The organism is Atopomonas hussainii (genome assembly GCF_900109735.1).
GTDB classification, from domain to species: Bacteria; Pseudomonadota; Gammaproteobacteria; order Pseudomonadales; family Pseudomonadaceae; genus Atopomonas; species Atopomonas hussainii.
Map to the genome: position 1 here is coordinate 96,972 of NZ_FOAS01000007.1, position 26,407 is coordinate 123,378.

Consider the following 26,407-nt stretch of genomic DNA (forward strand, 5'->3'; position numbering starts at 1 on the left):
TGGAGGACCACCCGGCATGACGGGTAACAATATTCTGGTTATCAATGGCGGCAGTTCGTCGCTGAAATTCGCCCTCATCAACGACCAAGAAGCCAACCCGCGCATCAGCGGCTTGGCCGAGCGTTTGGGCAGTGTCGAAGCCGGCCTGAGCTGGAAAGACAGCCAAGGCAAGCACAGCAAGGCGATCAGCAAAGCCGGCCACCAACAAGCACTGGCCGAACTCCTGCCGCTGGTGCAAAACGCCGCACCAGAGGGCTTACAGGGCGTCGGCCATCGCGTGGTGCACGGTGGCGAAGCGTTTACCGGCTCGTGCCTGATTGATAACAGCGTGATAGACGCCATTCGCGCCACCATTCCCCTCGCCCCGCTGCATAACCCAGCCAACTTAATGGGCATCGAAGCGGCGCTGGCAGTGTTCCCCGATTTGCCGCAAGTGGCGGTGTTCGATACCGCCTTCCACCAAAGCCTGCCGGATTACGCTTACCGCTACGCCATCCCGACAAGCCTTTACGAGCAACACGGTGTGCGCCGTTACGGCTTTCACGGCACCAGCCACCGTTACGTGAGTGCCGAAGCCGCGCGCTTGATGAACGCCGATTACCAACAAAGCAGCTGGCTCACCGCGCATTTAGGTAACGGATGCTCAACCTGCGCGATTGTTAACGGCCAGAGCCGCGACACCAGCATGGGCCTTACCCCGCTGGAAGGCGTGGTAATGGGCACCCGCAGCGGCGATGTCGACCCCAACCTGCACAGCCATCTGGCCAACGTGATGGGCTGGACGCTAGCCGAAGTCACCCGCGTGCTGAATAACGAAAGCGGCCTGAAAGGTTTGTCGGGGCTCTCCAACGACATGCGCACGCTGGAAGAAGCCGCTGGCGAAGGGCATGCCGGCGCACAATTGGCGATGGAAGTGTTCTGCTACCGCTTAGCCAAGTCGCTAGCGAGCATGGCCTGCGCGCTGCCGCAGCTCGACGGCCTGATCTTTACCGGCGGGATTGGCGAGAACTCACCGCTAATCCGCAGCAAAACCGTGGCCCACTTACGCCTGTTGGGCCTGCAACTGGATGACGCCGCCAACCTGCGCTGCATTCGCGGCGTAGCCGGCGAAATTCAAGCCAGCGGCAGCCCGCGCGTGCTGGTGGTGCCAACCAATGAAGAACTGCAAATCGCCCTCGACACCCTGAACCTGATTCAGCCGCACGGAGCAGCCCATGCATAACTTCTTTATCGCCCCCACCGGCTTTGGTGTGGGCCTCACCTCGGTGTGTTTAGGCATGGTGCGCGCACTGGATCGCGCCGGCCTCAAGGTGCGTTTCTTTAAGCCCATCGCCCAGCCGCACCCCGGCGACGATGGCCCTGAGCGTTCTAGCGAGCTGATCGCACGCATGCAAGGCATCACCCCGCCGCGCTCGCTGTCGCTATCGAAGGTCGAGCGCATGCTCGGCGATGGCCAGCTCGATGAGCTTCTCGAAGAAGTGGTCAGCCTCTACCAAGAGGCCACCGAAGGCGCCGACGTGGTGATTGTGGAAGGCATGGTGCCAACCCGCCACGCCACCTATGCCGCGCGCTTTAATTACCACTTGGCCAGCACGCTGGATAGCGAAGTGATTTTGGTCTCCGCGCAGGATGACGAATCGCTGGAAGAAATGGCCGACCGCATCGAGATTCAAGCCCAGCTGTTTGGCGGCCCGAGCGACCCCAAAGTGCTCGGCGTGATCCTTAACAAAGTACGTCTAGACGCCGACCTGCTTACCGCCGCCGACAGCAGCGTAGCGGCACAGGCCGACGAGGCGGCTATCGCCGCCTTTACCGAGCAACTCAAGGCGCGCTCGTCGTTGTTGCGCCACGACAACTTCCACTTGATTGGCTGCGTACCGTGGCAAGCCGACCTCAACGCGCCGCGCACGCTGGATGTTGGCAAGCTGATCGGCGCCAAATGGCTGAATGCCGGCGAACGTGAGCAGCGCCGCGTGAAGCATATTTCGCTGTGTGCGCGCACCGTGGCCAATATTGTGCCCATCCTGCAACCGGGCACCTTAGTGGTCACCCCCGGCGACCGTGATGACGTGCTGCTGGCCAGCGCCCTAGCGGCGCAAAACGGCGTGCCGCTGGCCGGTGTATTGCTCACCACCGACTTTGCGCCCAACCAAAATATTGTCGATTTGTGCATGCCGGCGCTGAAAACCGGCCTGCCAATTTTGTCGGTACCGAGCAACAGTTACGACACCGCCACCACACTCAACCGCATGAACAAAGAGATCCCGGTGGACGACCGCGAGCGTGCCGAGAAAGTCACTGAGTTCGTCGCCAGCCATATTGATCACGAATGGTTGCGCCAGCGCTGCGGCACCGACCGCGAGCTGCGCCTGTCGCCGGCGGCGTTCCGCTATCAGCTGGTCAAGCGCGCGCAAGCCGCCAACAAGCGCATTGTGCTGCCCGAAGGCAGCGAACCACGTACCGTGCAGGCGGCGATCATTTGCCAAACCCGTGGCATTGCCCGCTGCGTACTGCTGGCCAAGCCCGAAGAAGTCGCCGTGGTGGCCCGCGCCCAAGGGCTGGAGATTCCGCCGGGACTGGAAATCGTTGACCCCGACAGCGTGCGCACCCGCTACGTGCCGCCCATGGTCGAGCTGCGTAAGCACAAAGGCCTCAACGCGCCGATGGCCGAGCAGCAGCTGGAAGACACTGTGGTACTCGGCACTATGATGCTGGCCTTGGATGAAGTGGACGGACTGGTTTCCGGCGCCATCCACACCACCGCCAACACCATTCGCCCGGCGCTGCAGCTGATCAAAACCGCACCGGGCTTTAACTTAGTGTCGTCGGTCTTCTTTATGCTGCTGCCCGAGCAAGTGCTGGTCTACGGCGACTGCGCAGTAAACCCCGAACCCAACGCGAAAGAGCTGGCGGAAATCGCCGTACAAAGCGCCACCTCCGCAGCCGCCTTTGGGGTTAACCCGCGCGTGGCAATGATCAGCTACTCCACCGGCGCCAGCGGCAGCGGTGCGGAAGTCGAAAAAGTGCGCGAAGCCACCCAGCTAGCCCGCGAGGCCCAGCCCGAACTACTGATCGACGGCCCCTTGCAGTATGATGCCGCGGCCATTGCCAGTGTCGGTCGGCAGAAGGCGCCCAACAGCCCGGTGGCTGGGCGTGCCACCGTGTTTGTCTTTCCCGATCTGAATACCGGCAACACAACCTACAAAGCGGTGCAGCGCAGTGCCGACTGCATCAGTGTGGGGCCCATGCTGCAAGGCTTGCGCAAGCCGGTGAATGACTTGTCGCGCGGCGCGTTGGTAGATGACATCGTCTACACCATCGCCCTGACCGCCATTCAGGCCGCCAGCCAAAAAGTCTGAGCCCGTAATAAGGTCGGCCACTTCAGGCCGTGTGAAAACGTCGCGAGCGCAGGCTAGGCAAGGCAAAAACAGGCGAAAAAGCGCAGTTTACGTGTGGTAAATACTCCGCACATCCTGTGCTCCGCCTGCGGGCCAGCTAAAGCTGTTCAAACCCGCTCCTGCGGGTTTGTGAGCATTTGAGCCTGTTTTTAACGCCGCATCGCCAAGTGCAGTAGTTTTCGCACAGTCTGACTTGCCGGCGCAGCACTGTTAAGCTCGGCGCTGCACCGGCATAAACGCCGGCCTGTTTATTAAGGGGGATTTAATGCTGTCGTTCCTGCCTGCGCCACTGCGTGGCGTGCTCACCGGCCTAACGCTGGCCGTTAACACCATCTTCTGGTTTGTGCCGCTGTTGAGCTTCTCGCTGCTTAAGCTGGCCCTGCCTTTTGCACCCGTGCAACGCCACTGCCGCACCATCATGACGTGGATCGCCAACAGCTGGATTCGCGTCAACATGTTCTGGATGTGGCTGGTCGGCCCAGTGCGTTTCGACACCCAAGGCATGCAACAGCTGGACATGCAGCACTCTTACCTGATCACCAGCAACCACCAAAGCTGGGTGGATATTCTGGTGCTACAACATCAAGGCTTGGGGCGCATTCCATTTTTGAAGTTCTTCTTAAAACAAGAACTGATCTGGGTGCCGGTGATTGGCATCTGCTGGTGGGCGCTGGAGTTCCCCTTTATGAAGCGCTACAGCAAGGCCTACTTGGCCAAGCACCCAGAAAAAGCCGGCACCGACTTAGACACCACCCGCAAGGCCTGCGCTAAGTTCCGCTCCAATCCCGTGGCGGTATTTAACTTCCTTGAAGGCACCCGTTTAACGCCGGCCAAGCATGCCCGTCAGCAGTCGCCGTTTAAGCATTTGCTGAAACCCAAGGCTGGCGGTATCGCCTTCGTGATCGACGCCATGGGCGACCAACTGCAAGGCCTGGTCAACACCACCATCCACTACCCCGACGGCGTGCCTACCTTCTGGGACTTACTCTGCGGCCGCGTACGCAATGTAGTGGTGCGTGTGCAGCTCACCGAGATTCCGGCTGAGTTTATCGGCCAACGCTACGACAGCGACGAGGCCTACCGTCTGAAGTTTCAGCAGTGGGTGAATGAGCTGTGGGTGGCAAAAGATGCAGAGCTGGAACAGCTCAAGAACGGCTGATGCTTCTCGATAAGAAAAGGGGCCTGCGTGGCCCCTTTTTGTTCACCTTAGCAACGGTCCTATAAACAGCGGCTACCCTTGTGCTGCGGCAACGGGCCGGGGTAACACAGCTTGGCTATATCTGCCTGCCAGAAGGGCAGCTGGCCGCGCTGATAAGGGTTATCAGCTTGCTCTAACGCGGCTAATTGCGCGGCGCTGGGCGGCGTATTCTTTGGTAGCTGAGGCAGCAGGTTTAACAACTTAAACTTAGCGTCTAAGTCTAGTACTCGCCCGATATAGATATTGAAGTCGGGCAAGGCGATATCGCTTAACACCACGCCCACATAGTTACGCCACGACCGCTCCATCGCGGTCTTTTGTCTGTCGTTTTCCAATGACTGGCGAAATGCAGCTGGCTTCAGCAGTGAAACAGCAGACAAGGTTTGATAAGGCAACAACGCGCGGTTAATGGTCATCTGCGGCTTATAAACCAAGACCAACGCCACATGCTCCAGCACCTTTGGCTCTCCAGAGCCTAAGTCTCCAGCACCCAGTTGGGCATACATCTCCGCACTACCAGCAAACTCGCGCTGCAAGGCGAGATGCAAAGAGCGCTCACTTTCACTTAATGGCTGGATGGGCTGGGGGGCAACAATCAACCCCTCGCGATACAACAGCGCCAGCCAGTTAAGGTGCTCATCCAACATAGCGATCAAGATCATCTTCAAAACGAGGTGATCAGCCTGGGCCAACTGCCGTCGCAGCTGAACAAGATCGCTTTCAAGAAGACGCAAAGCTTCGCTACCTGCACCGCTCTTAGCCAGTTGCAAGGCATAGAGTGCCTGCAACTGATGCCCGCGCCGCAAATAGAAAAACGGCGGCAATGGATCTGAAAGCGTTGGCGACGTTAGCGTTGCGTAGTCATCGAGCGTCATTAAGTGCCGATAGCGCTCTAACAAAACCGCATGCTCTGCCAAGACCTCACTCGGATCACTGGCGAACAAATCACGCCAGCAGGCCGACTCTTCACGCGCACAGAAGGCGGGCCCTTGCGGCAATGGCAATGTCGCCTGCTGGAGTTCCCAGTACTGATCGCTAGGCTCCGACGTAGCCAGCCATTGCTGGTAATGCGCCAATCGAGCCGCCCCTAACTCGGCAGGCTCTTCGTCAGCAGGCGCATCCAAACCATTCAGGTAGAGATAAGCGTCGCTGTGCTTGGGTCGCTCGCTAAACTGTTTTAACCAACCCTCAGCTTCAGGACTAAGCGCGTCATCACGCTGCCATGCAAAACCGCCCACCAACAGCACAACCAGCACACCACCTACCCCAAAAACACTCTTGTTCAAAAGCTACTTCCTGTAAGAAACAGGCCGTCAAGGACGGCCTGTAGATCATCAAATTTGCCAAAACCAGTGGCGGCGCAGCATGCCAGTTTCTAGCGCGACTGACTGCGACCAATAGCCAAACAACGCACAGTCGCCCAAGAAAGCATCATCACGTGCGCCCCAAGAAATCCATCTTGCCGACCGCCAAACCTTGGTGGCGCAAGATGCCGTAGGCGGTGCTTAGGTGGAAGTAAAAATTGGGCATCACAAAGCCGACCAAGTATTCCTGCCCGTTAAGCTTGAGCTGCAAGTTGGGGAAGTTCAGTTCGATGCTGCGGTTTTCGCTGCCGTCGATTTGCTCGGGGGTGAAGGCTTTCAGAAAGGCGATGGTTTTCTCCAGCCGCGCTTGCAGCTCGGCAAAGCTGGCTTCGTTATCGGCATAGCTCGGTGGTTCAACGCCGGCTAAGCGGGCCGCGCAGCCTTTAACCACGTCGGTGGCAATCTGGATTTGCTTGGTCAGCGGGTACATATCCGGTGCTAGACGAGCGTTAAGTAGCACCTCGGGGGCGATGTTTTTCTCCGCGCCCCAGCTTTCGGCCTTGTGGAGAATCTTGCTGATGCTACCGAGCATGTGGATAAACATCGGCAGCGAGGTTTGGTACATGGACGACATAGAGCACTCCTTGCGAGGGGGATAATTAGCGTTCTAAGGTTAGCCCAACTGCTTTAATACCCGCACCAGCCAATCACTGCGTTGTGCGGTGCTCGCAACGTCACCTACCAAACCGCCTACCAGAGTTGCTGTGCTCCGTACGCCTTGCGCTTGACCCGTTCGACCATTAAATCAAAGCCTCCTGACTAGAGCCCTTAGGACACTGCCATGACCCGCGATGAGATTGCCCAGTTTTGCCTGAGCCTGCCCGGCGCGCGGGAGGACTATAAATGGGGCAGCAATCGGGTGTTTTCGATTGCTGAAACCAAGATGTTCGCCATCGTCGACTTTTTAGGCGGCGAGCTGGCGTTTAAAGTCGATAGCGATCTGTTTCTCGGCTTTACCGACCGCCCCGGCATTCGCCCTGCTCCGTATCTAGCCCGCGCCCACTGGGTGAGCCTGCCAGCGCCGTTTGCCATGGGTGATGACGAGCTGCGTGCATGTCTTACGCGCTCGCACCAGCTGGTGGTGCGCAAGCTGGCGAAGAAGCGCCAGATTGGTCTGCTACTCGACTAATCCCGCGCCCCCCAAACGCGCTCATCAGGCCGGATAGTGCCGAGCTAAGAAATCCACTAAGTAGCTATTCACTGTGTCTGCCTGCTCACTTTGCAGCCAGTGCCCGCAATCGGCGATTACGTGCTGCTCTAGGCGCGGCACCCAGTGCGGCATTTGTTTTAGGGTATAGGCTTCCAGCGTGCCGACCGGGTCTTTATCGCCGAGTAAAAACAGCGCCGGTTGCTCAACCTTGGCCTCAGCCAGCACTTCGCTTTGCGCCCAGTTACGCTCGAAGTTGCGATACCAGTTCAGCGCGCCATAAAAGCCACGCTCGGCAAAGGTGGCGCGGTAACGGGCAAAGGCTTCTGGCTCACACCAGACTGGTAACTCGCTGGCTGCTTGCAGGCCATCCAGCAGCCGTGCGCTGGCGGGTTTTTCTTGCAGAAAGAAGTCTTGCGGCACCGCTGCACTCAGGCTGTGCAACATCACACGCAGGGTGCGGTCGATGTCGGCATCCATCTCGGCTTCGGCAGCGCCGACGTCTTGAAAGTACAGAATGTAATTAAAGCGCTCGGCATACAACTTGCGCATGATGGTGGTGGCCGGCTGCTTAGGCCGCCCACCATAGGGCACCGCCATGCCCACCACGGCCTGCACTCGCGTCGGCTCGCGCAGCGCCAACTGCCACGCCACGGGCGCACCCCAATCGTGGGCAATCACCGCTACCTGCTGCTGACCTAGGGCATCCCACGCGGCGCGAATATCGTCGCCAATAGTGAACAGGTCATAGGCCTCCGGTTCGCGCGGTGCGCTGGTCTGCCCGTAGCCACGCATCTCCGGCATAAACAGCTGATAACCCGCCGCCAACAACGGGGCCACTTGGTGCCGCCAGCTGTACCAACACTCGGGAAAACCATGCAGCAACCACAGCGGCTTAGCGCTGGTCGGGCCGCAGTGATAAACGCTCAAGGTAATACCGTTGACCTCAAGCAACTGATGATCAAAGCCCTGCATAGCTAACCTCGCCTAGCCAACCTTCGAACCTGCACTATAGAAAAAGCGCCGCTCACTGCGCCGCTCTTATTCACCGTAAGAATGCCAATGAACACCCTCACGACCACTCGCCAAGCGCAGTGCAGGCCAACAAAATGTGCCGCACAGCCACACAAGCCCAGGCAAAAATCCGCATAATGCGCGGCGCGCGTGGCCTGCCTAGCACCGTAGGCCGTCACAGGGATCGTTACCTTCACAAGGATTTGTTATGAGCCAACGCCTTCGCAGTCGCTATGAAAACGTCGACCTCACCCCCGGCCAAGGCAAAACCAGCGCCGCGCTGTCAGTCGGTTTAGGCTTGCTCTCAGTGCTCGCCTCGGTGTGTTTTATTTGGCCGGAACTGTTCACCACCCCCGACTTTCGCGGCTTTTATAACCTCGACGTGCTGCGCGTTAGCCTACAGATCAGCATCGCCATCGGCTTTGCTTGCGGCTTGATATCGATGCTGCGCCATGAGTCGATTCGCTATGGCGTGTTTGGCATGTTGCTCGCCACCACTGCCGCTTTAATTGGCTCGGGCAAAATTGAAGCGCCGGATATCAATACCCGCGGCCTGTATGTCGGTTTGGATTACTTCATCCTAACGCTGGTGGTTCTGGCGCTTATCTTCATCCCGCTAGAGCGCCTGTTCAGCAAAGAGCGCGAGCAAAAAGTCTTCCGCCCCGGCTGGATCACCGACCTTAAATACTTCATGTTCAGCCATCTGGGTCTGCAGCTGATCAGCTTTTTCACCATCATTCCCGTGCAAGTGTTTCTGCATGAAAGCACGAGTTGGGAGCTGCAAAAATGGGTCGCCGCACAACCGCTGTGGCTGCAATTTATCGCCATTTTGCTGGTGGTCGACTTCGGCACTTATTGGATTCACCGCGCCATGCACGAGGTGCCGGCCTTGTGGAAGATTCACGCCGTGCACCATTCCACCACGCACATGGATTGGCTCGCCTCATCGCGCCTGCACGTGCTGGAAATCCTCACCAATCGCCTCGCCGGCTACTTGCCGATTTTTGTCCTCGGCTTTGCGCCTTCGGCGGTGTATGCCTACTTAGTGTTTATCTCATTCCACGCGATTTTTATTCACGCCAACCTGCGTTTGCGCTTCCCGGTGTTGCGCTGGATATTGGCCACCCCCGAGTTTCACCATTGGCACCACTCCTCTGAAGAGGCGGCCATTGATAAAAATTACGCCGGCTTCTTGCCCATCTACGACGTTATTTTCCGCACCACCTATATGCCAGGGCCGCTGGCCAGCACTTACGGCACCGTCAACGACCCAATTCCAGCGGGCATGCTGGGGCAGTTTTTGTATCCGTTTAAATGCTGGCTGCAAAAGCCGAATAACAACACCCCATCCTGATAGGTAAGGCGCTAAGAGCATGTTGAAACACTTGATGAACCGCTTTAGCCGCACGCTCTACGTGCAAATCTGGCCGGACAACATCCAGCTGCTCGACTTAACCAGCGGCGACATTTTTAGCGATGAGCCGGTGCTGGTCGTCGAGCAGAGCAACGGCAAACCCTTGGTCACCTTCGGCCAAGCGGCACGCTTACGCGCCAAGCCAGATAGCCAAGTGCTTAGCCCCTTCACCCACCCGCGAACCTTGCTGGCAGACTTCGCCGCCGCAGAAAAACTCTTACAGCTGCTGGTGAAGCGCATTAGCGGCAAGGCTTGGTTTACCCCGCCCCCGTTCGTGATTATTCACCCGATGGCGAAAACTGAAGGCGGCCTCACCATGATTGAGGCACGCGCGTTTCGTGAGCTGGCCTTAGGCGCCGGCGCACACGACACTCTGCTGTATCAAGGCCCACCGTTAAGCGCCGAGAACTTTGACTTACAAGCGCTCAAACAAACCAACCCGGACTGGCGCAAGATTTAAGTCGCGGCCTCAGCCTGCGTAATCGCCTCAGCAAACGCGCGTACAGCGGCCCAGTCGGTGTATTCGCGCACGCTCCACGGCCACACTCGGTCGCCGGTCGCCCACATGGCGCTCATGGCCATCAGGCGGTCTTTCCAGCGATAACGGCGCATATCCAACTTGCCGGCGAACACCGTGACTAAGCTGGGCCGCCACGGCGTGCTGGCTAAAAACTGCTGCACGTGCGGATTGCCTTCGGCGGTGTCTTTGGGCGGGGTGCGCGCTTGCAAATTCACCGAGAAAAACGCGCTGGGCATCTGCTGCAGCTCATCCAAATGCGCGCCAACAAATTCGCTGGCAAACACCTGATGGCGCCCGCCACGCACACTGGCGCCCAAGACCACCGCATCGAAACTGCTCAACGCCGAACGCAGTGGTAACGACACATCGTGCACCAACACCTCATGCTCGGCAGCACGCCACTGCGTGGCCATGACCTCGGCAATGCGCCGCGTGTGCCCGTCGGTGGTGGAGTAGAGCAAAAGAATCCGTGCCATACGCTGCCCCTTTTAAATAGCTTCAGACTAAAAGCGCAGCGCGCGGGAAACCTTGATTTAGGCCAAGGAAAATGGACGGCCAGCGCCGCCCACTCCGTATTACGGACAGGCGGCTGGGGTGTTTTGCACCACAGTGCTGAAGTGGTAGCTGTAATCACCACTGACGGCTTGCGTGCCGTTGTTACCGGCGTTTTTGCCGATGATCCACGTTTCTGCTTTGGGCAGGCCCGCACCGGCGTAGGCCTCAATATCGGTGCTGGCATTGCCGTAGGCGCGCACTATGTCTAAGCCCACGTGCTCACGCAGGTATTGGATATAACCCTGCTTATGCGCCACGGTGTTCGGCGGAATCGGCCCGTCGCCGTAGGGGTTAGAGCGGTAATGCCACTGCGGCAAATTCTGTGTCACAAACCACTCGCGGCCATCTTTGGTCACCCAGTACGGGCGTGCGGTGAGAAACACCAGTTGATAACCCTTGTCACGGTAGGCACGCACGGTTTCTGGCGCGTAGTAATACGCCTGCGCGGTTTTCACCCCCACATAATCGGCATAGGCCTCGAAGTCGTTAATGGTCAGCGTGCCGTCGATATCAAACAGCACGGCTTTACGCCCCGCCTCGACCACGCTCAGGTAGCCATCCACTTGGCTTAAGTCACCTTCCACCACAAAGCGCAGGCGGTATTCCCCCACAGGGCGCACACCCACCGGCACACGGATTTTGCCGTCGCTGTCGGTGCGGTAACTGCCGATGGCTTGCCACTGCTGCATGCCGGGGCCGAACAGGTAGGCGTGCACGGTTTCATCTTCGAGATCTTTATGCAGCACGGCGTCGTAATCGAACTTAGCCGTGACGGTGGCCGCCTGACCAGCGCGCACCATCTCGTCATGCACCATGTGCCACGGCTTATAAAACTTGGCCAAGATGCGATTACCAAAGTGGCGGAAGGATTTCTTCGCCGGCTTAGTGAGCGCCGGCGGGTTAAGTGCAGCATTCATATCGGGGCATTGTGGTTGGGCGTAACTGGTGGCAGTGGCTGCCAATAGTACGCAACAGGCGAGCAGTCGCATGGGTGAGGTCCTTATATTGGAATTATTCTTCAAGGCCTGCGCCACGGCAGGCGGCGCAAGAGTACGCAAGGTGCATGAAGCGGGGATGACATGCAGGCCAACCAAGGGAGGGGGGTTGCTGTTTAGTGATCAGGCGTGACTGCTATGTTGGATTAGCGCCTTGTAGCTTGACTCACCAATAGGTGCATTTGGTCTGTAAAGCGGTGGGCGTCTGCGTTATTGCGTTAGGCTGACTACTGAGTTTGTCGACCCCTTCTGTTTCGCCCTTCCCGGGCGACTCACTTTTGTCATTGCGACAAAAGTAAGCAAAAACGCTTGCCCGGTATGACTCACTCACATAGGTAACAAATTGGTTCACGCACATAGGTAACAGTTTTTAACTGGCATGGTCGTTTTTTTGAGGATCTGACCATGCCTTGGCAAGAGCTGAAACCTATGGACATGAAACTCCTTTTCATTGCGGATTATCTCAAAGGCGCGCCTAGCTTTAGCGCCTTGTGTCAGGCCTACGAGATCAGTCGCAAAACGGGTTACAAGTGGCTTGATCGCTATGAGCACGAAGGCCCAGCCGGGTTAGAAGAGCGCAGCCGACGGCGCTTATCGCAAGACCGCATCGTGCCGCAGGCCATTCGTGATGCAGTGATCGAGCTACGCGGCATCGGGGAAACCACGCCGGGCCCGAAGAAGATCCAGGCCGATCTGATTAAGCGCTTCCCCGACCAAGAGCCGCCTTCTAAAACAACGATCTACAACATCTTGAAGAAGGCTAACTTGGTGAAACCACGGCGCTTACGTCAGCGCGTGGCTGTTTACCCTAGGCCACTGCAGAAGGCCGATGAGCCTAATCAGTTGTTCACCGCAGACTTCAAAGGTCAGTACTTAACTGGCGCCGGTGTCTGGTGTTATCCGCTGACCATCATGGATCACGCCAGCCGTTGTTTGCTGGCTTGCCACGGCATGCGCAACACCAACTTCAAAGAGACACAGGCGATATTTACCCAGGTCTTCCGTGAGTACGGTTTGCCAGAACGCATACGCACCGACAACGGCGCACCCTTTGCCAGCAAGGGCCGTGCGGGGCTGTCGCGGTTATCGATTTGGTGGTTGCGCCTCGGCATCATCCCAGAACGCATAGCACCGGGCAGACCGGAACAAAACGGCCGCCATGAACGGATGCACCGCACATTAAAAAGCACCTTGCCATCACCACCGGCGGTAGCATGGAAAGCGCAACAGCAGCATCTTGATCGGTTCCGCCAGTTCTATAACCACGAACGGGTACACGAGGCCTTACAGCAGCGAACACCAGCGTCCTGTTACACACGCTCGCCACGAGTCTTTCCCAGCAAGCTGCCCGAGATGGTCTATCCAAGCCATATCGAGAATGCTTTGGTGGGCTGCTCGGGAGTGGTGAGACGTCGCAACATGCGGATCTATGTCGGGCATGTACTCCAGCATCAAACCATCGGGCTGGAGGAGATTTGCGACGGCGTTTGGGATGTTATTTTTGGCTCAATCATCCTTGGACGGTTCGATATAAGAAACGCTCAGGATGGTTATGTAACGCTCAATGTGTCACCTATGTGACTGAACTTTTTTGTAACCCATGTGAGTGTTCCGTACAGCCCCTGCTATCCGCCTCGGCTGCGCCGAGTCCCTTCGCTCCGGCAGGCTTACGTGGGGCCACGGCGAAGGGCTATCCCTAGCCCATCGCCGCTTGCGCCGCATCCCTGCGGCTTACCCCACTACAGCCAGCCTGCGCTCAGCCGGATAAAAGGGGCGATTGGTGCAAGCTGAACCATTGGCATTCATATTCAACACCCTCACCCAACCCTCTCCCTCAAGGGAGAGGGCTTAAATGCAACAGCCAAATACAAACTAATCAGCCGTATTTCCCCCTCTCCCACTGGGAGAGGGCTGGGGTGAGGCAATAACAGTTAAGTAACAAGCAAAATTTGCAAATCGCCAAACCCTCGACCTGCACCAACGCCCCCTTCAGCAGGCCGAACGGAGTCGTTGTGTAAGAGGTTGAGCGGCAGGGATGCCGCGAAAGCCGCGATGGGCCAGGACGGCCCTTCGCGGAGGGCCTCTGAAACAATGATGCAGTGAGGGAACTCGGCGCAGCCGAGCCAATGGCGGGGGCATGTTTCTTTTGCCTTCTTTTCTTTGCGCCAAAGAAAAGAAGGTCGCCGGGAGGCGAAACAGCCAATTTGCGCAGCACGCCAGTAATTAGCTAATTAAAAACTTCTCCGCTATCTTTACCAACGCAAACACCCATATACCACCAACCACCCAATACAAACCAGCCACAGTGAAAGACTCAAACCTCGTCAAGTAACCCTTACGCAGACAGAACCTCTTGAACTCAGTCAAGCCTTGATACTTAAGATCATAAATCGACGTCATCGTCACAAAACGCATATTGACCATTAGCGACAGCAGAGAAAAAACAATCAACAGCCCACTAACCCCCTCAGCTTCACTAACATCAAAAGCGACCAGCCAACATAAAAAAGTGCCCCACAATGACACCTGTGTAGAGTAAAAATAGCCCTCACCCTTTTGCCAAGCACTGAAAACCAAGTGAGCAAACAATATTAATAGCGGCACGACTACCCACATAAGACCTCACGAAACGAGCCAAGAAAATAAAGAAAGCCTCCAACCTCGCCTAAGCAATCACACCTTAAAAGAGCAACTCCCGCCACATCACCAACACAACAACAAGCAGCCCTGAATAACTAACCGCATGCGCCTGCCAAATAAATCTATCAACAGAAAACTCCGGCACAAAACCAACCTTACGCCAATACCGCTGATAGAACGCCTTTTCACAGAACACCGTCAGCAGCAGCGTAATAAAAAGCCAGACAATCGAAACATAGCCCAGATACTCCAAATGCGGAGCGCCCTCATAAATCCATGTTCCTAGCAGTGAGGCATACCCTCCATAAGGAGCTGGCAACTCCATAGCGCCCAGCGTAATTAACGCCAAACACAGTGGCAAACCGAACCCTACAACAATCGTTGAGCAGAGATTAGCCAAAAACACTTGCTTAAAAGACACACTCGTGCCTTGACCCGAAGCTCTTTTCAAAAAAAGCGTCTCTACCAGCAATATCCAGATCTGGCCGTAAACAAAGACACCCGCACTAATAAGCAGCAACAAAGAGCCGCCGCCGTTCGCATAAGCCATCGCTGGAAATAGCGCGAGGCTAATGGCTATTAGCTGTCTAGCATTTATTTTCATGCACCACCTCAACGTCCCTGAAAAAAACATTCACCCCTCCACACTCCCCCACTGCTTATTCAGCCGCTTATCCGACACCGGCATCTTAGTGCCCAGCTGCTGGGCAAACAGCGACACGCGGTATTCCTCGAGCATCCAGCGATACAGCTGTAACTCGGGGTCGCGCTTGCCCTCTTGGCTGTGTTTGGCCAAGCGCGCTTGGTACTGCTCCCAATAACCGGCCAGCTCGCCAGCCCAGACGCGGTCGCGTTGCACTTGGCTGGCGACTTTGTCGAGGCGTTGTTCGATGGCTTTGAGGTAGCGCGGGTATTCCTTGAGCCAAGTGAGCGGGGTGTGGCGCACAAAGCCTGGGTACACCAGCGCGGCCAGTTGCGCTTTGATGTCGTTGAGGGCCACGGCCATGGCGAGGTCGATGCGGCCTTTGAAGCGTTTTTGCAGGGCCTGCCAACGCTTGAGAATGTCCAGCAGCAGCTTGGCCAAGGCGTCGGCCTCGGCGGGCCAGTTGGCGCGGCCGCGTTCGGCCAGATTGGCGAGGCTGGCGGCATCGCGCGGCAGTTCGGTTAAACCTTCCAGCATGCAGGCGTCGAGGCTGGCGAGGAGGATGTCTTCGACCAGCGCCTCTAGCCGCCCCATATCGCGATAGAGCAGGCCCAGCTCGGTTTGCCCGGGCAGTTTGCTGCGCAGGAACTTGGCTTGCTCGGGCAATTGCTGGAGCAGCAAGCGCTGCACCGCGCGGCGGTGTTGGTAGGCGGCTTCGGCTTGGGTGGCGAAGCGTTCTTCTTTGACGTGCCCGCCGTCATCCACCAGCGCGGGGTAAACGGTCATCGCCAGCCCGGCGACCTTGTGTTGGGTGCTGGCTTTAACGGCAAAGTCGTCACTCTTGATCGGCGCGGGGCTGGTTTTGTTGCTTGGCAACTCCAACGCAGCTTGGCTGGCCTTGGCAAAGCGCGCGGTCAGCTCGACCAAGTCGCGGCCTTCGCCGAGGGCTTTGCCGCGCGCATCGACCACTTCGATGTTCATCCGCAGGTGCTCGGGCACGGCGTTTTCGGCTTCTTGCCACGCTTCTTCACTCACCCGCACGCCGGTCATGCGTAGCAGTTCGTGGCCGAGGGCTTGCGGCAGCGCGCCTTGGCCGAAGACCAGTTTGGCGAGCGCCGCATCGACAAAGTCCGGCACGGGCACAAAATTCTTACGGATGGCTTTGGGCAGGCTGCGCACCAGCGCCACGCATTTGTCTTTCAGCAAGCCCGGCACCAGCCATTGCAGGCGCTCGGCCGGTAACTGCGGCAGCAGCGGCGCGGGTACACGCAGGGTAACGCCGTCGCGCGCATGATTCGGCTCAAAGTGGTAGCTGAGCGGCAAGGTCAGCTCGCCGATTTGCAAGGTGTCGGGGTATTGCGCGGCGGTCACTTCTGCCGCATCGCGGGCCAGCACGTCGGCCTCGGTCATGTGCAGCAGTTGCGGCTGTTTGGCGCGCTCGCGCTTGTACCAGTTATCGAAGCTGGCGGTTTGGTAGATATCCGCCGGCAGGCGCGCGTCGTAGTAGGCGAACAGGGTTTCTTCGTCGGCAAGAATGTCGCGGCGGCGCGCTTTGGCCTCCAGCGCATCGAGTTGTTCGAGCAACTGGCGGTTGGCGGTTAAGCACTGCGCGCGGGAGAGAATATCGCCGCGCACTAAGCCTTCGCGGATAAACAGCTCGCGCGCCACCACCGGGTCGTGCGGGCCGTAGTGACAAGCACGGCGACCGACGATGATCAGGCCGTAGACGCTGATTTGCTCGTAAGCCACCACTTGGCCGCGCTTCTTTTCCCAGTGCGGTTCGAGGTAGGTCTTTTTCAGCAAATGACCAGCCAACGGCTCGAGCCAATCCGGCTCGATTTTCGCCACCATGCGCGCGAATAGCTTGCTGGTTTCCACCAGCTCGGCGGCCATCAGCCATTGCGGGCGTTTGCGGCCAAGGCTGGAGCCGGGGTGAATCCAAAAGCGCCGTTGCCGTGCGCCTAAGTAGTCGCCGTCTTCGGTTTTTTGCCCGATCTGGCTGAGCAAGCCGGCGAGAATCGCCTTGTGTACCGCGGCGTAGTTTTCCCGCAGCTGCTCGGGCGTTGGCTCGCCGGCCTGCTCGGCTGTTTTGCTCGCTTGCTTGGCGGCAGGTAGTTTTAGCTCACGCAGAATCAGCAGCAGCTGACGGTGCGCGTCGCGCCATTCGCGCAAACGTAAATAGTTGAGGAAGTTCTTGCGGCACCAGCTGCGCAGCGCATTGCTGCCGAGCTCCTGACGTTGTTCTTCAAAGCCGCGCCACAGGTTTATCAGCGCGGCGAAGTCGGAATCTGGGTCTTTCCACTGTGCATGGGCTTGGTCGGCGGCCTGTTGGCGCTCGACGGGGCGCTCGCGCGGGTCTTGCACCGACAGCGCGCTGGCGACAATCAGCACCTCATCAACGCTGCCCTGCTTGACCGCTTCGATCAGCATGCGGCCCAAGCGCGGATCAATCGGCAAGCGCGCCAGTTGGCGGCCAATCTCGGTCAACTCGCCTTGCTCGGTAACGGCGCGCAGCTCGCCGAGCAAGGTGAAGCCGTCTTTGATCGCCTTGCCTTCCGGCGGCTCGATAAACGGGAAATCTTCGATGCGCCCCAAGCGCAGGTGCAGCATCTGCAAAATCACCGCGGCGAGGTTGGTGCGCAGAATCTCCGGATCGGTAAATTCCGGGCGGGCGAGGAAATCCTCCTCGCTGTACAGGCGAATACAGATGCCCGGTTCGACCCGCCCGCAGCGGCCCTTACGCTGGTTGGCGCTGGCTTGCGACACCGCCTCAATCGGCAGACGCTGCACTTTGGCCTTGTAGCTGTAGCGGCTAATGCGCGCGGTGCCGGTGTCGATCACATAGCGAATGCCCGGCACGGTGAGCGAGGTTTCCGCCACGTTGGTGGCCAGCACTACCCTACGCCCCGGATGACTCTGGAAGATTTTCTGCTGCTCGGCGGCAGACAGCCGTGCATACAAAGGCAGCACTTCGGTGTGGCGCAACTGGGCTTTGCGCAGGTGGTCGGCGGTTTCGCGGATCTCCCGCTCGCCGGGCAAAAACACCAGCACATCGCCGGGGCGCTTTTTTTCGCTGCGCTCGAAGGCTTCGATCTCGTCCAGCGCGGCGAGAATGCCTTGTTCGGCGCTTAGGTCGTCTTCAACGCGGTTGCCGTCTTCGTCTACCTCGGCGGTGAGCGGGCGATACCAGACGTCCACCGGATAGGTGCGGCCTGACACTTCGATAATCGGCGCGTCGTTAAAGTGCTCGGCAAAGCGCTCTAGATCGATGGTTGCCGAGGTGATGATCAGTTTGAGGTCAGGCCGGCGCGGCAGCAGGGTTTTCAGGTAGCCCAAGAGGAAGTCGATGTTCAGGCTGCGTTCGTGGGCTTCGTCGATGATCAGCGTGTCGTAACGTTCCAGAAAGCGGTCGCGCTGGGTTTCGGCGAGCAGAATGCCGTCGGTCATCAGCTTGACCAGCGTGCCGTCATGGCTTTGGTCTTCAAAACGCATCTGAAAACCAACTTGCTCGCCAAGCGGCACGGCGAGTTCTTCCGCCACGCGGCTGGCCACGCTGCGCGCGGCTAACCGGCGCGGCTGGGTGTGGCCGATTAAACCGTGCACGCCACGGCCTAGCTCTAGGCAAATTTTCGGCAGCTGAGTGGTTTTGCCCGAGCCGGTTTCGCCGGCGATGACCACCACTTGGTGGGCGCTGATCGCGGCTTTGATTTCGTCACGCTTGGCAGCAATCGGCAGCGCGTCGTCGTAACGTACCGCTGGCACGCTTGCGCGCCGCGCCGTTACCTTGCCCTCAGACTCAGCAAAACGCGCCTGCCATTGCGCCAGCTTATCCGCCTCGGGCTGTTTACTCAGCGCCTGTAATTGGCGGCGCAGACGATGGCAGTCGGCCAACATCACGCGGTCGAGATTGGCTTGCAGTTGACGCAGATCGGCTTGACTCATGACTCGGTACAGACGGGCTAACAGGGGCTGCGATTGTCGCAGAAATTAGCCCTCGGGGCGCGCTGCCGCGCCCTGAGCACTGCGCAGCTCAGCCGCGACGAAAATACCCGCAGCCTTGGCAGCGCTGGCCATGGCGATAGAAAAACAGCGGAAAGCCCAGCAGCAAAAACACCACAAACGCCGGGCGCTTGCCTTGGGTATAGGGCTGCCATTGCTGCCCAGCACAGCGCGGGCAGGCTGGCGGAGTGTGTGGTTCGGCTTCGTCACTGGGCGCCAGCGTGGTGGAAAAGTCCTCTCCCAGCAGGGCCAAGGCTTGGGCAACGTCCGTAGCCGCTACTTGCAGGCGCACGCCGCCCAAGGCATTGGAATACAACCAGTTCATATTGACCGTGTGCTCGTCTTGCACATAAGCCGCGATGCCGGCTGCCTCGAGGCTCGCGCGAGCAATGTGCGCCTCATGCGGAAAGGAATAACGCGCGATAGTGCATAACTGCTGAGCCGACATGCTGGGTAACCTCCTGTTAGCGTGGCGCGGCATCCTAGTGGCCGGCGAAGTGCAGGCGCAACAAGCTTTACACAGGCATGTTTTGCGAAGTGTTACAAAGCTCAGAACTCGCTATGGCGGAAGGTTTCCTCGCCGCCGAGCAAGGTCCAAAGCACCTCTACCTCGCCGATCTGCGCCACCGGCAGCTCGAAGAGGTTATCCGACAGCACCACTAAATCGGCTTGCTTGCCCACTTCCAGCGAGCCGGTGGTGTGCTCTTGGCGCAAGGTGTAGGCGGCATCCAAGGTATAGGCGCGAATCGCTGCCTCTAGGTTGGGCAAGCTGCGCTTACCGAGGCTCAGGGCGTTTTGCAGAATGCCTAGTGGCGACAAGGGGTTTACGTCCCAGTCGGAGCTGAGCGTGACATGCGCACCACTGTCATACAGCGCGCGCATCGGCAGCATCTGGTCCGCGCGCTTGCCGATCAGCGGGTAGTTATCGGCCAAGAACGAAGGCTGGAAATACTGACTAGGCTGAAAATCGGCAATCACCCCCAGCTTGGCAAAACGCGGAATGTCTTCTGCTTTGACCAGTTCGACGTGGGTCAGGCGATGCCGCCCTTGGCCGGCACCAGCCACGGCGTCTAAGGCATCGCTCACCGCCTGATCGCCGATAGCGTGGATATGCGCATCGAAGCCCACCTGCGCCAGCTCACGCACATAACGCTTAAGGCGCTGCGGGGTGAAGTAATACACACCGCGCGGGTCTACGCCCGGCAGGCTGTCGTCGTAAGGCTCGGCCAGCCGCGCGGTGGTGTTGTGCACAATGCCATCGACGTAGAACTTGATCTGGCTGACGCTCAGTAGCTCATCGTCTTGAGCAGCGTGATACAGCGCTTTCAGATCGGCCAGTTGTGCAGCGTCGTCCAGCCCCGGATACGCCCACAGCCCCAGCGTAGTGCGCGCCAACAGCTGGTCTTGCGCAGCTGCTTGCTGCCAAGCTTCAAGATGACCGCGACGCCAAAACACCCGGGCATCGGCCACCGAGGTAATCCCGTTTTCAGCCAGCGCGGCTTGGCCATCCAGCACCGCTTGGTAGTAAATCGTTTGTAGCGCTTGCGAGGGCGCCAGAGCTTTATCCATCGCCAAGTCACCCGCGTTATCCAGCACTACGCCGGTGGGCTCGCCGTCGGCATTTTTGAGAATCACCCCGCCCTGCGGGTCGGACGTATCAGCATGAATGCCGGCCTGCGCTAAAGCGGCGGAGTTCAGCCAGTAGGAGTGCGAGGTTTCTTCCATGATGGCGATCGGCTGCTCGCGGCTGATCTCATCCAGCACCGCGCGCGGCGACGCCGCCTGCTCCAGCAAGGTATGCAAGCTATGCCCCCAGCCGAGTAACCAACCGTCTGGCTTAGCGGCTTGGCAGTCTGCCAAGGTTGCTTGCCAGTCCGCTAACTCTGCTTGTGGGTCAAGCTGGCAGTCGCCTTGCGCAGCACTGGAGGCATCCAGCACGTGCGCGTGGGTGTCCTGAAAGCCCGGCAGCACCAAGCGCCCTTGCAGGTCGATCAGCTCGCTGTCGTCATCGGCGAAGGCCATCACGGTTTGCTCGTCACCCACGGCGAGGATCTGCCCATCGCTATCGATGGCGATGGCTTGCGCCCAAGGCTGTTGCGCGTTCACGGTGTACAGCGTGCCGTTGTACAGAATGCGCTCGGCACTTTGTGCGCAGACGATGGAACTGGCCGCGGCCAGCAGTAAGCTCAGTGCAATACGCATGACAAACTCCTCTATGCGTTTGAGTGCCGCCGTTTAAGGCGGCAATACCATTGAGTAAAGACGATCAGCGCGGCGACCAGATCGTTAGCCGCACCGAATCAAAAGCTATGCGGGGCAATGCAAGGTGACGCAGTGGATACCACCACCGCCGGCGGCGATGGCGTCGATATCCAGCTGGACAATCTGCCGCTCCGGGTAAAGCTGCTTTAACAGGTCGCGGCAATAGCCATCGGCTTGGCTATCGCCAAATTGCGGGGCAATCACTGCGCCATTAACGGGGTAGTAGTTGATGTAACCGGGGGCGAAATCTGGGTTTTTCTGAGTGAACTGATTGCGCCGCAGGCGTGTGGGCGGCGGCAAGGTATGCACTTGCAACGCGCGGCCTTGGGCATCGGTGGCGCGCTGCAGAATCTTTAGGTGTTCGCGGGTAACGGCGTAATCATAAGAGGCCGGATCGTTATCCAAGTTCGCCACCACCACGCCGGGGCGGGCAAAGCGTGCGTAGAAGTCCACGTGCCCATCGGTAATGTCTTTGCCGCGAATACCCGGCAGCCAGATGATTTTCTCCAGCCCCAGTAGCGCTTTGAGTTCGGCTTCGATCTCGGCACGGCTCCAACCAGGGTTACGGTTGGCATTCAGCCAGCAGCTTTCGGTGAGTATCGCAGTGCCTTCGCCATCGACTTCGATACCGCCGCCTTCGCCGGTTAACTCGCTGCGCAAGTAACTGGCGCGCGCGTCGTAGCTGACATGACTGGTGACATAGGCATCGTTGTAGTGCGCCTGTTTGTTGCCCCAGCCATTGAAGTTGAAATCGACACTGCCTAGCTGGCCACGGCCATCGCGCACAAAACAACCGCCGGTATCGCGCAGCCAGATGTCATCCAGCGCGCAGGTGACAAAACGCGTGTTGCGTGTGCCGCAGTGGCGCTTAGCCAAGGCCAATTCATGAGCACGACACAGCACGGTGACCGGCTCGTATTTGGCGATCGCCTTGGCCAAGCGCCCCAGGCAAGCTTGCACGGCAGGTGTCCAGTCAGCCCACACACTGCGTTGGGCGCCAAACGCCAAGTAGCTGCCGCTGTGTGGCGCCAGTTCATCGGGCATCCGCCAACCCACCAGCGGCGTAGCGGCACGGCTAGGCACACTACCCCCAAGGCCCATCAGGCTGACCAGCCCGAGGCCCAAACTCCCCTGCAAAAAACCTCGACGATTGGTCATGGCTATTTCCTCGTGGCAAACCGGCGCTGAGCGCGCGGAGGGTTAAGGCACACGCTTAGTCAGCGCGTGCCGTTTTAATGCTGTTCCAGGTGCGTAGGCGTTTGCGCATCACCTTGAGCGGAATGTCCTGCCCGGGAATCAGGCGCTGATAGGCCTCGGCACTGGGGTAGATATCCGGGTTGTTGGCCAGTTGCGGGTCGATCAAGGCTTGCGCCTTGCCGTTGGCGGTGGGGTAGCCGGTGAAGTTAGTGATCTCGGCCATGCGTTCGGGGCGCATGAGGAAGTTGATCAGCGCGTAGGCAGCCTCGGGGTGCGGCGCATCGTTGGGGATGGCCATAGTGTCCATCCATACCGTGGTGCCCTCTTTGGGCAGGCGGTATTGGAAGTCCGCCGTGCGGCCCGCTTCGACAGCGGCGCGCTGCGCCTGAATGGCATCGCCGCTGTAGCCCAGCGACACGCATAAGTCGCCATTGACCAGCTCGGTCACTGGCTGCGACTGGAACTTGCGCACATAGGGGCGCAGCTTGAGCAGCAACTGCTCGGCGGCGCGCAGGTCATCGGCCTGCCCGCTGCGCGGATCGAGGCCTAGGTAGTTGAGCGCCACGGCCAGCACTTCATCGGGCGAGTCGACGATGGAAATACCGCAGTCGGCCAGCTTGGCGGCGTATTCCGGCTTAAACAGCAAGTCGAGGCTAGCCAGCGGCGGATTGGCGATGCGCTTGGCCACTTGCTCGGCATTGAAGGTGATACCGATGCTGCCCCAGGTGTAGGGCACGGTCGCCGCTTGCGATTGCGGGTATTGCGCATGCAGTGCGCGCAGCCCGGCGCTGACATCGGCGTAGTGCTGCAATTGCTCGCGCGCCAACGGCTGTAAGCTGCCGGCACGGGCCAGGCGCTCGGCCACGGTGTCGCCGGGGAAGATCAGGTCGTAACCGCTACCGCCGGTCATCAGCTTAGCTTCGAGCACTTCGCTGCTGTCCATCACGTCGTAGATGACGCGGATGCCGGTTTCCTGTTGGAAGTCGTGCAGAGTATTGGGGGCAAAGTAATCCGCCCAATTGAGTACCCGCACCACCGGTTCGGCCGCCTGTGTGCTGGTAAAACAGGCAAGCAATGCGCCTGCCACGATGAAGTTGCGTGTCATGAGTGGTCTCCGCTTAGGTTGAGGCCGCCGTCCAAACCGAGTAACGGCGCATACATCTCGGGGCGACGATCGCGGTACACGCCCCAGCTCAGGCGGTCTTCGCGCATCTTGGCCAAGTCCAAGGTGTGCACCAGCACTGCCTCACCCGTGCGCGGCGCGCTGGCGAGTAATTGGCCGTGGTGATCGCAGATAAACGACGCGCCGTAGAAGGTCATAGCCAGAACGTTGTCGCTGGGCGCGCGCTCCTCCCCCACACGGTTTGCCGCCAGCCATGGCACTAAGTTGGCCGCCGCTTGGCCGCGCTGAGCGATTTGCCAATGCGCGCAGGAGTCGTGCTCGGCATCGCCCGGCTCACTGCCGATGGCGGTGGGAAACAGCAAAACCTCCGCACCTTGCAGGGCCAAACAACGTGCGGTTTCCGGGAACCACTGATCCCAGCAGATGCCGGCACCCAAGCGTCCTACGGCGCTATCCCATACGCGGAAGCCCGTATCGCCGGGGCTGAAATAGTCCTTCTCCTGATAGCCCACGGCATTGGGGATATGGGTTTTGCGGTACACCCCGAGCAGGCGGCCATCGGCATCGGCCACCGTCAGCGAATTAAAGAAGGCATTGCCGGCGCGCTCGTACCACGACAGCGGCAGCACCACCGACAGCTCCGCAGCCAGCGCGGCAAAGCGCTTGAGCAACGGGCTATCGACATAGGGCTGCGCTAAGGCTTGATGGCGGTGGTCCTGCTCGATGCAGAAGTACGGTGTGGCAAACAGCTCAGGGAGCAGAATCAAACGCGCGCCTTGTGCGGCGGCTTCGCGCACTTGCCGTTCAGCGGCGCGCAGGTTGCTCTCGATATCCCAACTGCAGGCGAACTGACAGGTGGCCACAGTGAGCAAGCTCATCACTGTGCCTCCCACGCCGGTTGCTGCTGGGTGATGCAGTGAATACCGCCACCGCCATGCGCCAGCTGATTGATACGCACCGGCACCACTTCGCGCTCGGGAAAAGCCTGCTGCAAGGTGCACGCAGCTGCTTGATCGCTCGGCACGCCATAGGCCGGCATGATCACCGCGCCATTACACAGATAGAAGTTGGTGTAGGAAGCGCAAAACACCTCGGCGCTGTCATCCACCGCCGCTGTGGCTTCGTACAAGTCGATCAGCTCGAAGGCACGCCCTTGCGCATCGAGGGCTAGCTGCAAGGCGCGGCGATTCTCTCGCACTACCTCGGCATACACTGAATCCTGCGCATGGGTGGCATCCACCAACAGCACGCCCGGGCGAGCAAAGGCGCACACGCCATCCACATGGCCGTCGGTCATATCGCCGGTGACGCCGGCCAAATCGCCGGGCAGCCAAATGGTTTTGCGAATGCCGAGCACCTCGGCAAACACCGCTTCAATCTCTGCTTTGCTCAAACCCGGATTACGGTTTGGGTTGAGTAATACCGACTCGGTCGTGATCAGCGTGCCTTGGCCATCGACATGAATCGCCCCGCCCTCGTTGGCCAACGGCAGGCCCAAACAGGACAGGCCAAGGCCGTCGAGAATGCGCCGCGCCAAGACAGAATCTTGCACGTGCGCCGACTTGTTGCCCCAAGCATTGAAGCGCCAGCTAACCCCAGCCAAACCATGCTGCGGGTGAGTAATAAACGTCGGGCCGCTATCGCGGCACCAGCTATCATCCACGGGTAATTCAATAAGCTCGGCCACACCGCCGCACAGCTGCTCAGCCTGCTGACGCGCTTCTGGCGCAACCACCAGCATGACGGGCTCAAAGCGCGCAATGGCTTTCACCACCGCGGCAAAATCCGCCTGCACGGCAGCCAGTGACACGCCCCAGGTGCTCTCCCACAACCCTTGGTTATGCGGCCAAACCATCCACGTTGCGGTATGCGGTTGCCATTCAGCCGGCATCCGCCAACCCGTCTCTTTACCTATCAACATAACTCGCCCTTGATCAGTTTTGTTTAACCAGAAATCGGTTAAACCGCTTCAAGAACGATGCTATGACGGGCAAAATCAGCGGACAAACGAGTTATTTTCCGCACAACTGATAAGCAGAGCTAATTAGCATGCTCAAACACTGGCCCGCTATTAACGCCTTACGCGGCTTCGAAGCCGCCGCTCGGCTGGGCAGCTTTCATCGCGCCGCCGAAGAGCTACACCTCACCCAATCCGCTATTAGTCAGCAAATTCGCCAGCTAGAAGAACAACTGCAGCAACCGTTGTTTCACCGCCAAGGACGCAGCATCAGCCTCAGCGATGCCGGGGCTGATTTATATGCCACGGTGGATGAGCTGCTGCTGAACTTGGCCGCTGGCATTCATCGCTTGGAGCAATACCGCAAGCCCAATCAGCTGATCGTCAACACCAGCCCAGCACTGGCGCGGCATGTATTGCTGCCGCACTTGGCTGTGTTTCGCGCCGAGCACAGCGAGATCGATGTGTGGCTGTACACCAGCGATAGCGTGCCTGATATGGCCAGCCAAGAGATCGACCTGTGCCTACGCGATGAGCTCAGCGAACAAGCCCACTGCCACTATCAAGCGCTGTTTAGCGACGCCCTGTTGCCGCTGCGCAGCGCACAGGCGCCCAGCCACACACGCCTGTATGGCGAAGGCTTGTATGACTGGAGCCGCTGGCATGCGCTGGGGAAAACCCAGCCACCCACGGACTGCCAAGGGTTTAATTTCTCCGACCCCGGCGTCTTGCTGGACGCCGCCGCGCAAGGGCTAGGCGAGGCCTTGGGCAGCTGGCTATTGAGCAGCACACTGCGCGAACAAGGCATTTTGCACGCCACCGGCCTAGCTATACCCGGTAGCCGCTGGGGCTATCTCGTGCATCAGAGCAGTCAAGGCCGCTGGCAAACACAAGCCTTTTGCCAGTGGTTAGAAGATCTGTTCAGCCAGCTACCACCAGCGCCGCTGGGCGAACACGCAAGATAAAAAAACGGCTGCCTAA

22 protein-coding genes are annotated in these 26,407 nt (G+C 59.0%); 8 read left to right on the plus strand and 14 right to left on the minus strand.

The features are described 5' to 3' along the window. The first annotated feature begins 16 nt into the window (after positions 1–16). From BMX80_RS08285 to BMX80_RS08295, 3 genes are all read left to right on the plus strand, one after another. Positions 17–1,222 (plus strand): acetate kinase, encoded by a 1,206-nt coding sequence (locus tag BMX80_RS08285; protein ID WP_074867186.1) that lies wholly within the window; start codon positions 17–19, stop codon positions 1,220–1,222. After that, complete coding sequence (pta, locus tag BMX80_RS08290; RefSeq protein ID WP_074867188.1) at positions 1,215–3,359, plus strand: phosphate acetyltransferase; 2,145 nt, start codon at positions 1,215–1,217, stop codon at positions 3,357–3,359. Before BMX80_RS08285 ends, pta begins: the two co-directional genes overlap by 8 nt. Positions 3,360–3,663: 304 nt before the next feature. After that, positions 3,664–4,557: an acyltransferase gene (locus tag BMX80_RS08295; protein WP_074867190.1), complete on the plus strand. Its 894-nt coding sequence runs from the start codon at positions 3,664–3,666 to the stop codon at positions 4,555–4,557. 59 nt (positions 4,558–4,616) lie between these two features. Here BMX80_RS08295 and BMX80_RS08300 read toward each other — a convergent pair whose 3' ends face one another. Then, the gene (locus BMX80_RS08300) at positions 4,617–5,852 is read right to left on the minus strand and encodes a hypothetical protein (protein ID WP_139214046.1); all 1,236 of its coding nucleotides are present in this window, start codon (positions 5,850–5,852) and stop codon (positions 4,617–4,619) included. Positions 5,853–6,030: 178 nt separating this feature from the next. Next, on the minus strand, positions 6,031–6,534 hold the full coding sequence (locus BMX80_RS08305) for a DUF1993 domain-containing protein (RefSeq protein ID WP_074867194.1): 504 nt from the start codon (positions 6,532–6,534) through the stop codon (positions 6,031–6,033). 207 nt (positions 6,535–6,741) lie between these two features. On the opposite strand from BMX80_RS08305, the gene BMX80_RS08310 reads away from it, so the two are divergent. Beyond that, positions 6,742–7,089, plus strand: coding sequence for an MmcQ/YjbR family DNA-binding protein (locus BMX80_RS08310; protein WP_074867196.1), 348 nt, complete (start codon positions 6,742–6,744; stop codon positions 7,087–7,089). 24 nt (positions 7,090–7,113) lie between these two features. Here the strand turns inward: BMX80_RS08310 and BMX80_RS08315 are convergent, their stop codons facing one another. After that, a complete protein-coding gene (locus BMX80_RS08315; protein WP_074867198.1) occupies positions 7,114–8,082 on the minus strand; it encodes an alpha/beta fold hydrolase in 969 nt (322 codons plus the stop codon). 247 nt (positions 8,083–8,329) lie between these two features. On the opposite strand from BMX80_RS08315, the gene BMX80_RS08320 reads away from it, so the two are divergent. Both BMX80_RS08320 and BMX80_RS08325 read left to right on the plus strand, forming a co-directional pair. Further along, positions 8,330–9,475 carry a sterol desaturase family protein gene (locus BMX80_RS08320; RefSeq protein WP_074867200.1) on the plus strand — a complete coding sequence of 382 codons (1,146 nt, stop codon included), beginning with the start codon at positions 8,330–8,332 and terminating at the stop codon, positions 9,473–9,475. A 19-nt stretch (positions 9,476–9,494) separates the two neighbouring features. Further along, positions 9,495–9,995: a rod shape-determining protein gene (locus BMX80_RS08325; RefSeq protein ID WP_083394278.1), complete on the plus strand. Its 501-nt coding sequence runs from the start codon at positions 9,495–9,497 to the stop codon at positions 9,993–9,995. Here the strand turns inward: BMX80_RS08325 and hemG are convergent. After that, a complete protein-coding gene (gene hemG / locus BMX80_RS08330; protein ID WP_074867202.1) occupies positions 9,992–10,531 on the minus strand; it encodes a menaquinone-dependent protoporphyrinogen IX dehydrogenase in 540 nt (179 codons plus the stop codon). The two genes, BMX80_RS08325 and hemG, sit on opposite strands and share 4 nt — an antisense overlap. Positions 10,532–10,630: 99 nt before the next feature. Further along, positions 10,631–11,599 (minus strand): lipin/Ned1/Smp2 family protein, encoded by a 969-nt coding sequence (locus BMX80_RS08335; protein ID WP_074867204.1) that lies wholly within the window; start codon positions 11,597–11,599, stop codon positions 10,631–10,633. 411 nt (positions 11,600–12,010) lie between these two features. Between BMX80_RS08335 and BMX80_RS08340 the strand changes: the two genes are divergently transcribed. Next, positions 12,011–13,186, plus strand: coding sequence for an integrase core domain-containing protein (locus BMX80_RS08340; protein WP_074867206.1), 1,176 nt, complete (start codon positions 12,011–12,013; stop codon positions 13,184–13,186). Positions 13,187–13,828: 642 nt separating this feature from the next. Here the strand turns inward: BMX80_RS08340 and BMX80_RS08345 are convergent. From BMX80_RS08345 to BMX80_RS08385, 9 genes are all read right to left on the minus strand, one after another. After that, positions 13,829–14,221: a hypothetical protein gene (locus BMX80_RS08345; RefSeq protein ID WP_074867208.1), complete on the minus strand. Its 393-nt coding sequence runs from the start codon at positions 14,219–14,221 to the stop codon at positions 13,829–13,831. Positions 14,222–14,285: 64 nt separating this feature from the next. Beyond that, positions 14,286–14,849, minus strand: coding sequence for a hypothetical protein (locus BMX80_RS08350; RefSeq protein ID WP_139214048.1), 564 nt, complete (start codon positions 14,847–14,849; stop codon positions 14,286–14,288). A 30-nt stretch (positions 14,850–14,879) separates the two neighbouring features. Continuing rightward, complete coding sequence (gene hrpA, locus BMX80_RS08355) at positions 14,880–18,830, minus strand: ATP-dependent RNA helicase HrpA (protein WP_074867212.1); 3,951 nt, start codon at positions 18,828–18,830, stop codon at positions 14,880–14,882. An 88-nt stretch (positions 18,831–18,918) separates the two neighbouring features. Further along, entirely contained in the window at positions 18,919–19,335 is a 417-nt protein-coding gene (locus BMX80_RS08360; protein WP_074867214.1) for a putative signal transducing protein, read from the minus strand. Positions 19,336–19,436: 101 nt separating this feature from the next. Beyond that, positions 19,437–21,089, minus strand: a complete 1,653-nt coding sequence (locus tag BMX80_RS08365) for an amidohydrolase (protein ID WP_074867216.1) — start codon at positions 21,087–21,089, stop codon at positions 19,437–19,439. 105 nt (positions 21,090–21,194) lie between these two features. Beyond that, positions 21,195–22,307 carry an agmatine deiminase family protein gene (locus tag BMX80_RS08370; protein WP_074867217.1) on the minus strand — a complete coding sequence of 371 codons (1,113 nt, stop codon included), beginning with the start codon at positions 22,305–22,307 and terminating at the stop codon, positions 21,195–21,197. A 55-nt stretch (positions 22,308–22,362) separates the two neighbouring features. After that, positions 22,363–23,451: an extracellular solute-binding protein gene (locus BMX80_RS08375; RefSeq protein WP_074867219.1), complete on the minus strand. Its 1,089-nt coding sequence runs from the start codon at positions 23,449–23,451 to the stop codon at positions 22,363–22,365. After that, on the minus strand, positions 23,448–24,347 hold the full coding sequence (gene aguB / locus BMX80_RS08380) for an N-carbamoylputrescine amidase (RefSeq protein WP_074867221.1): 900 nt from the start codon (positions 24,345–24,347) through the stop codon (positions 23,448–23,450). The genes BMX80_RS08375 and aguB overlap by 4 nt, the downstream gene beginning before the upstream one ends. Beyond that, complete coding sequence (locus tag BMX80_RS08385; RefSeq protein ID WP_074867223.1) at positions 24,347–25,390, minus strand: agmatine deiminase family protein; 1,044 nt, start codon at positions 25,388–25,390, stop codon at positions 24,347–24,349. Before BMX80_RS08385 ends, aguB begins: the two co-directional genes overlap by 1 nt. 128 nt (positions 25,391–25,518) lie before the next feature. Between BMX80_RS08385 and BMX80_RS08390 the strand changes: the two genes are divergently transcribed. Continuing rightward, positions 25,519–26,391, plus strand: a complete 873-nt coding sequence (locus tag BMX80_RS08390; RefSeq protein ID WP_074867225.1) for a LysR family transcriptional regulator — start codon at positions 25,519–25,521, stop codon at positions 26,389–26,391. Positions 26,392–26,407 lie beyond the last annotated feature (16 nt).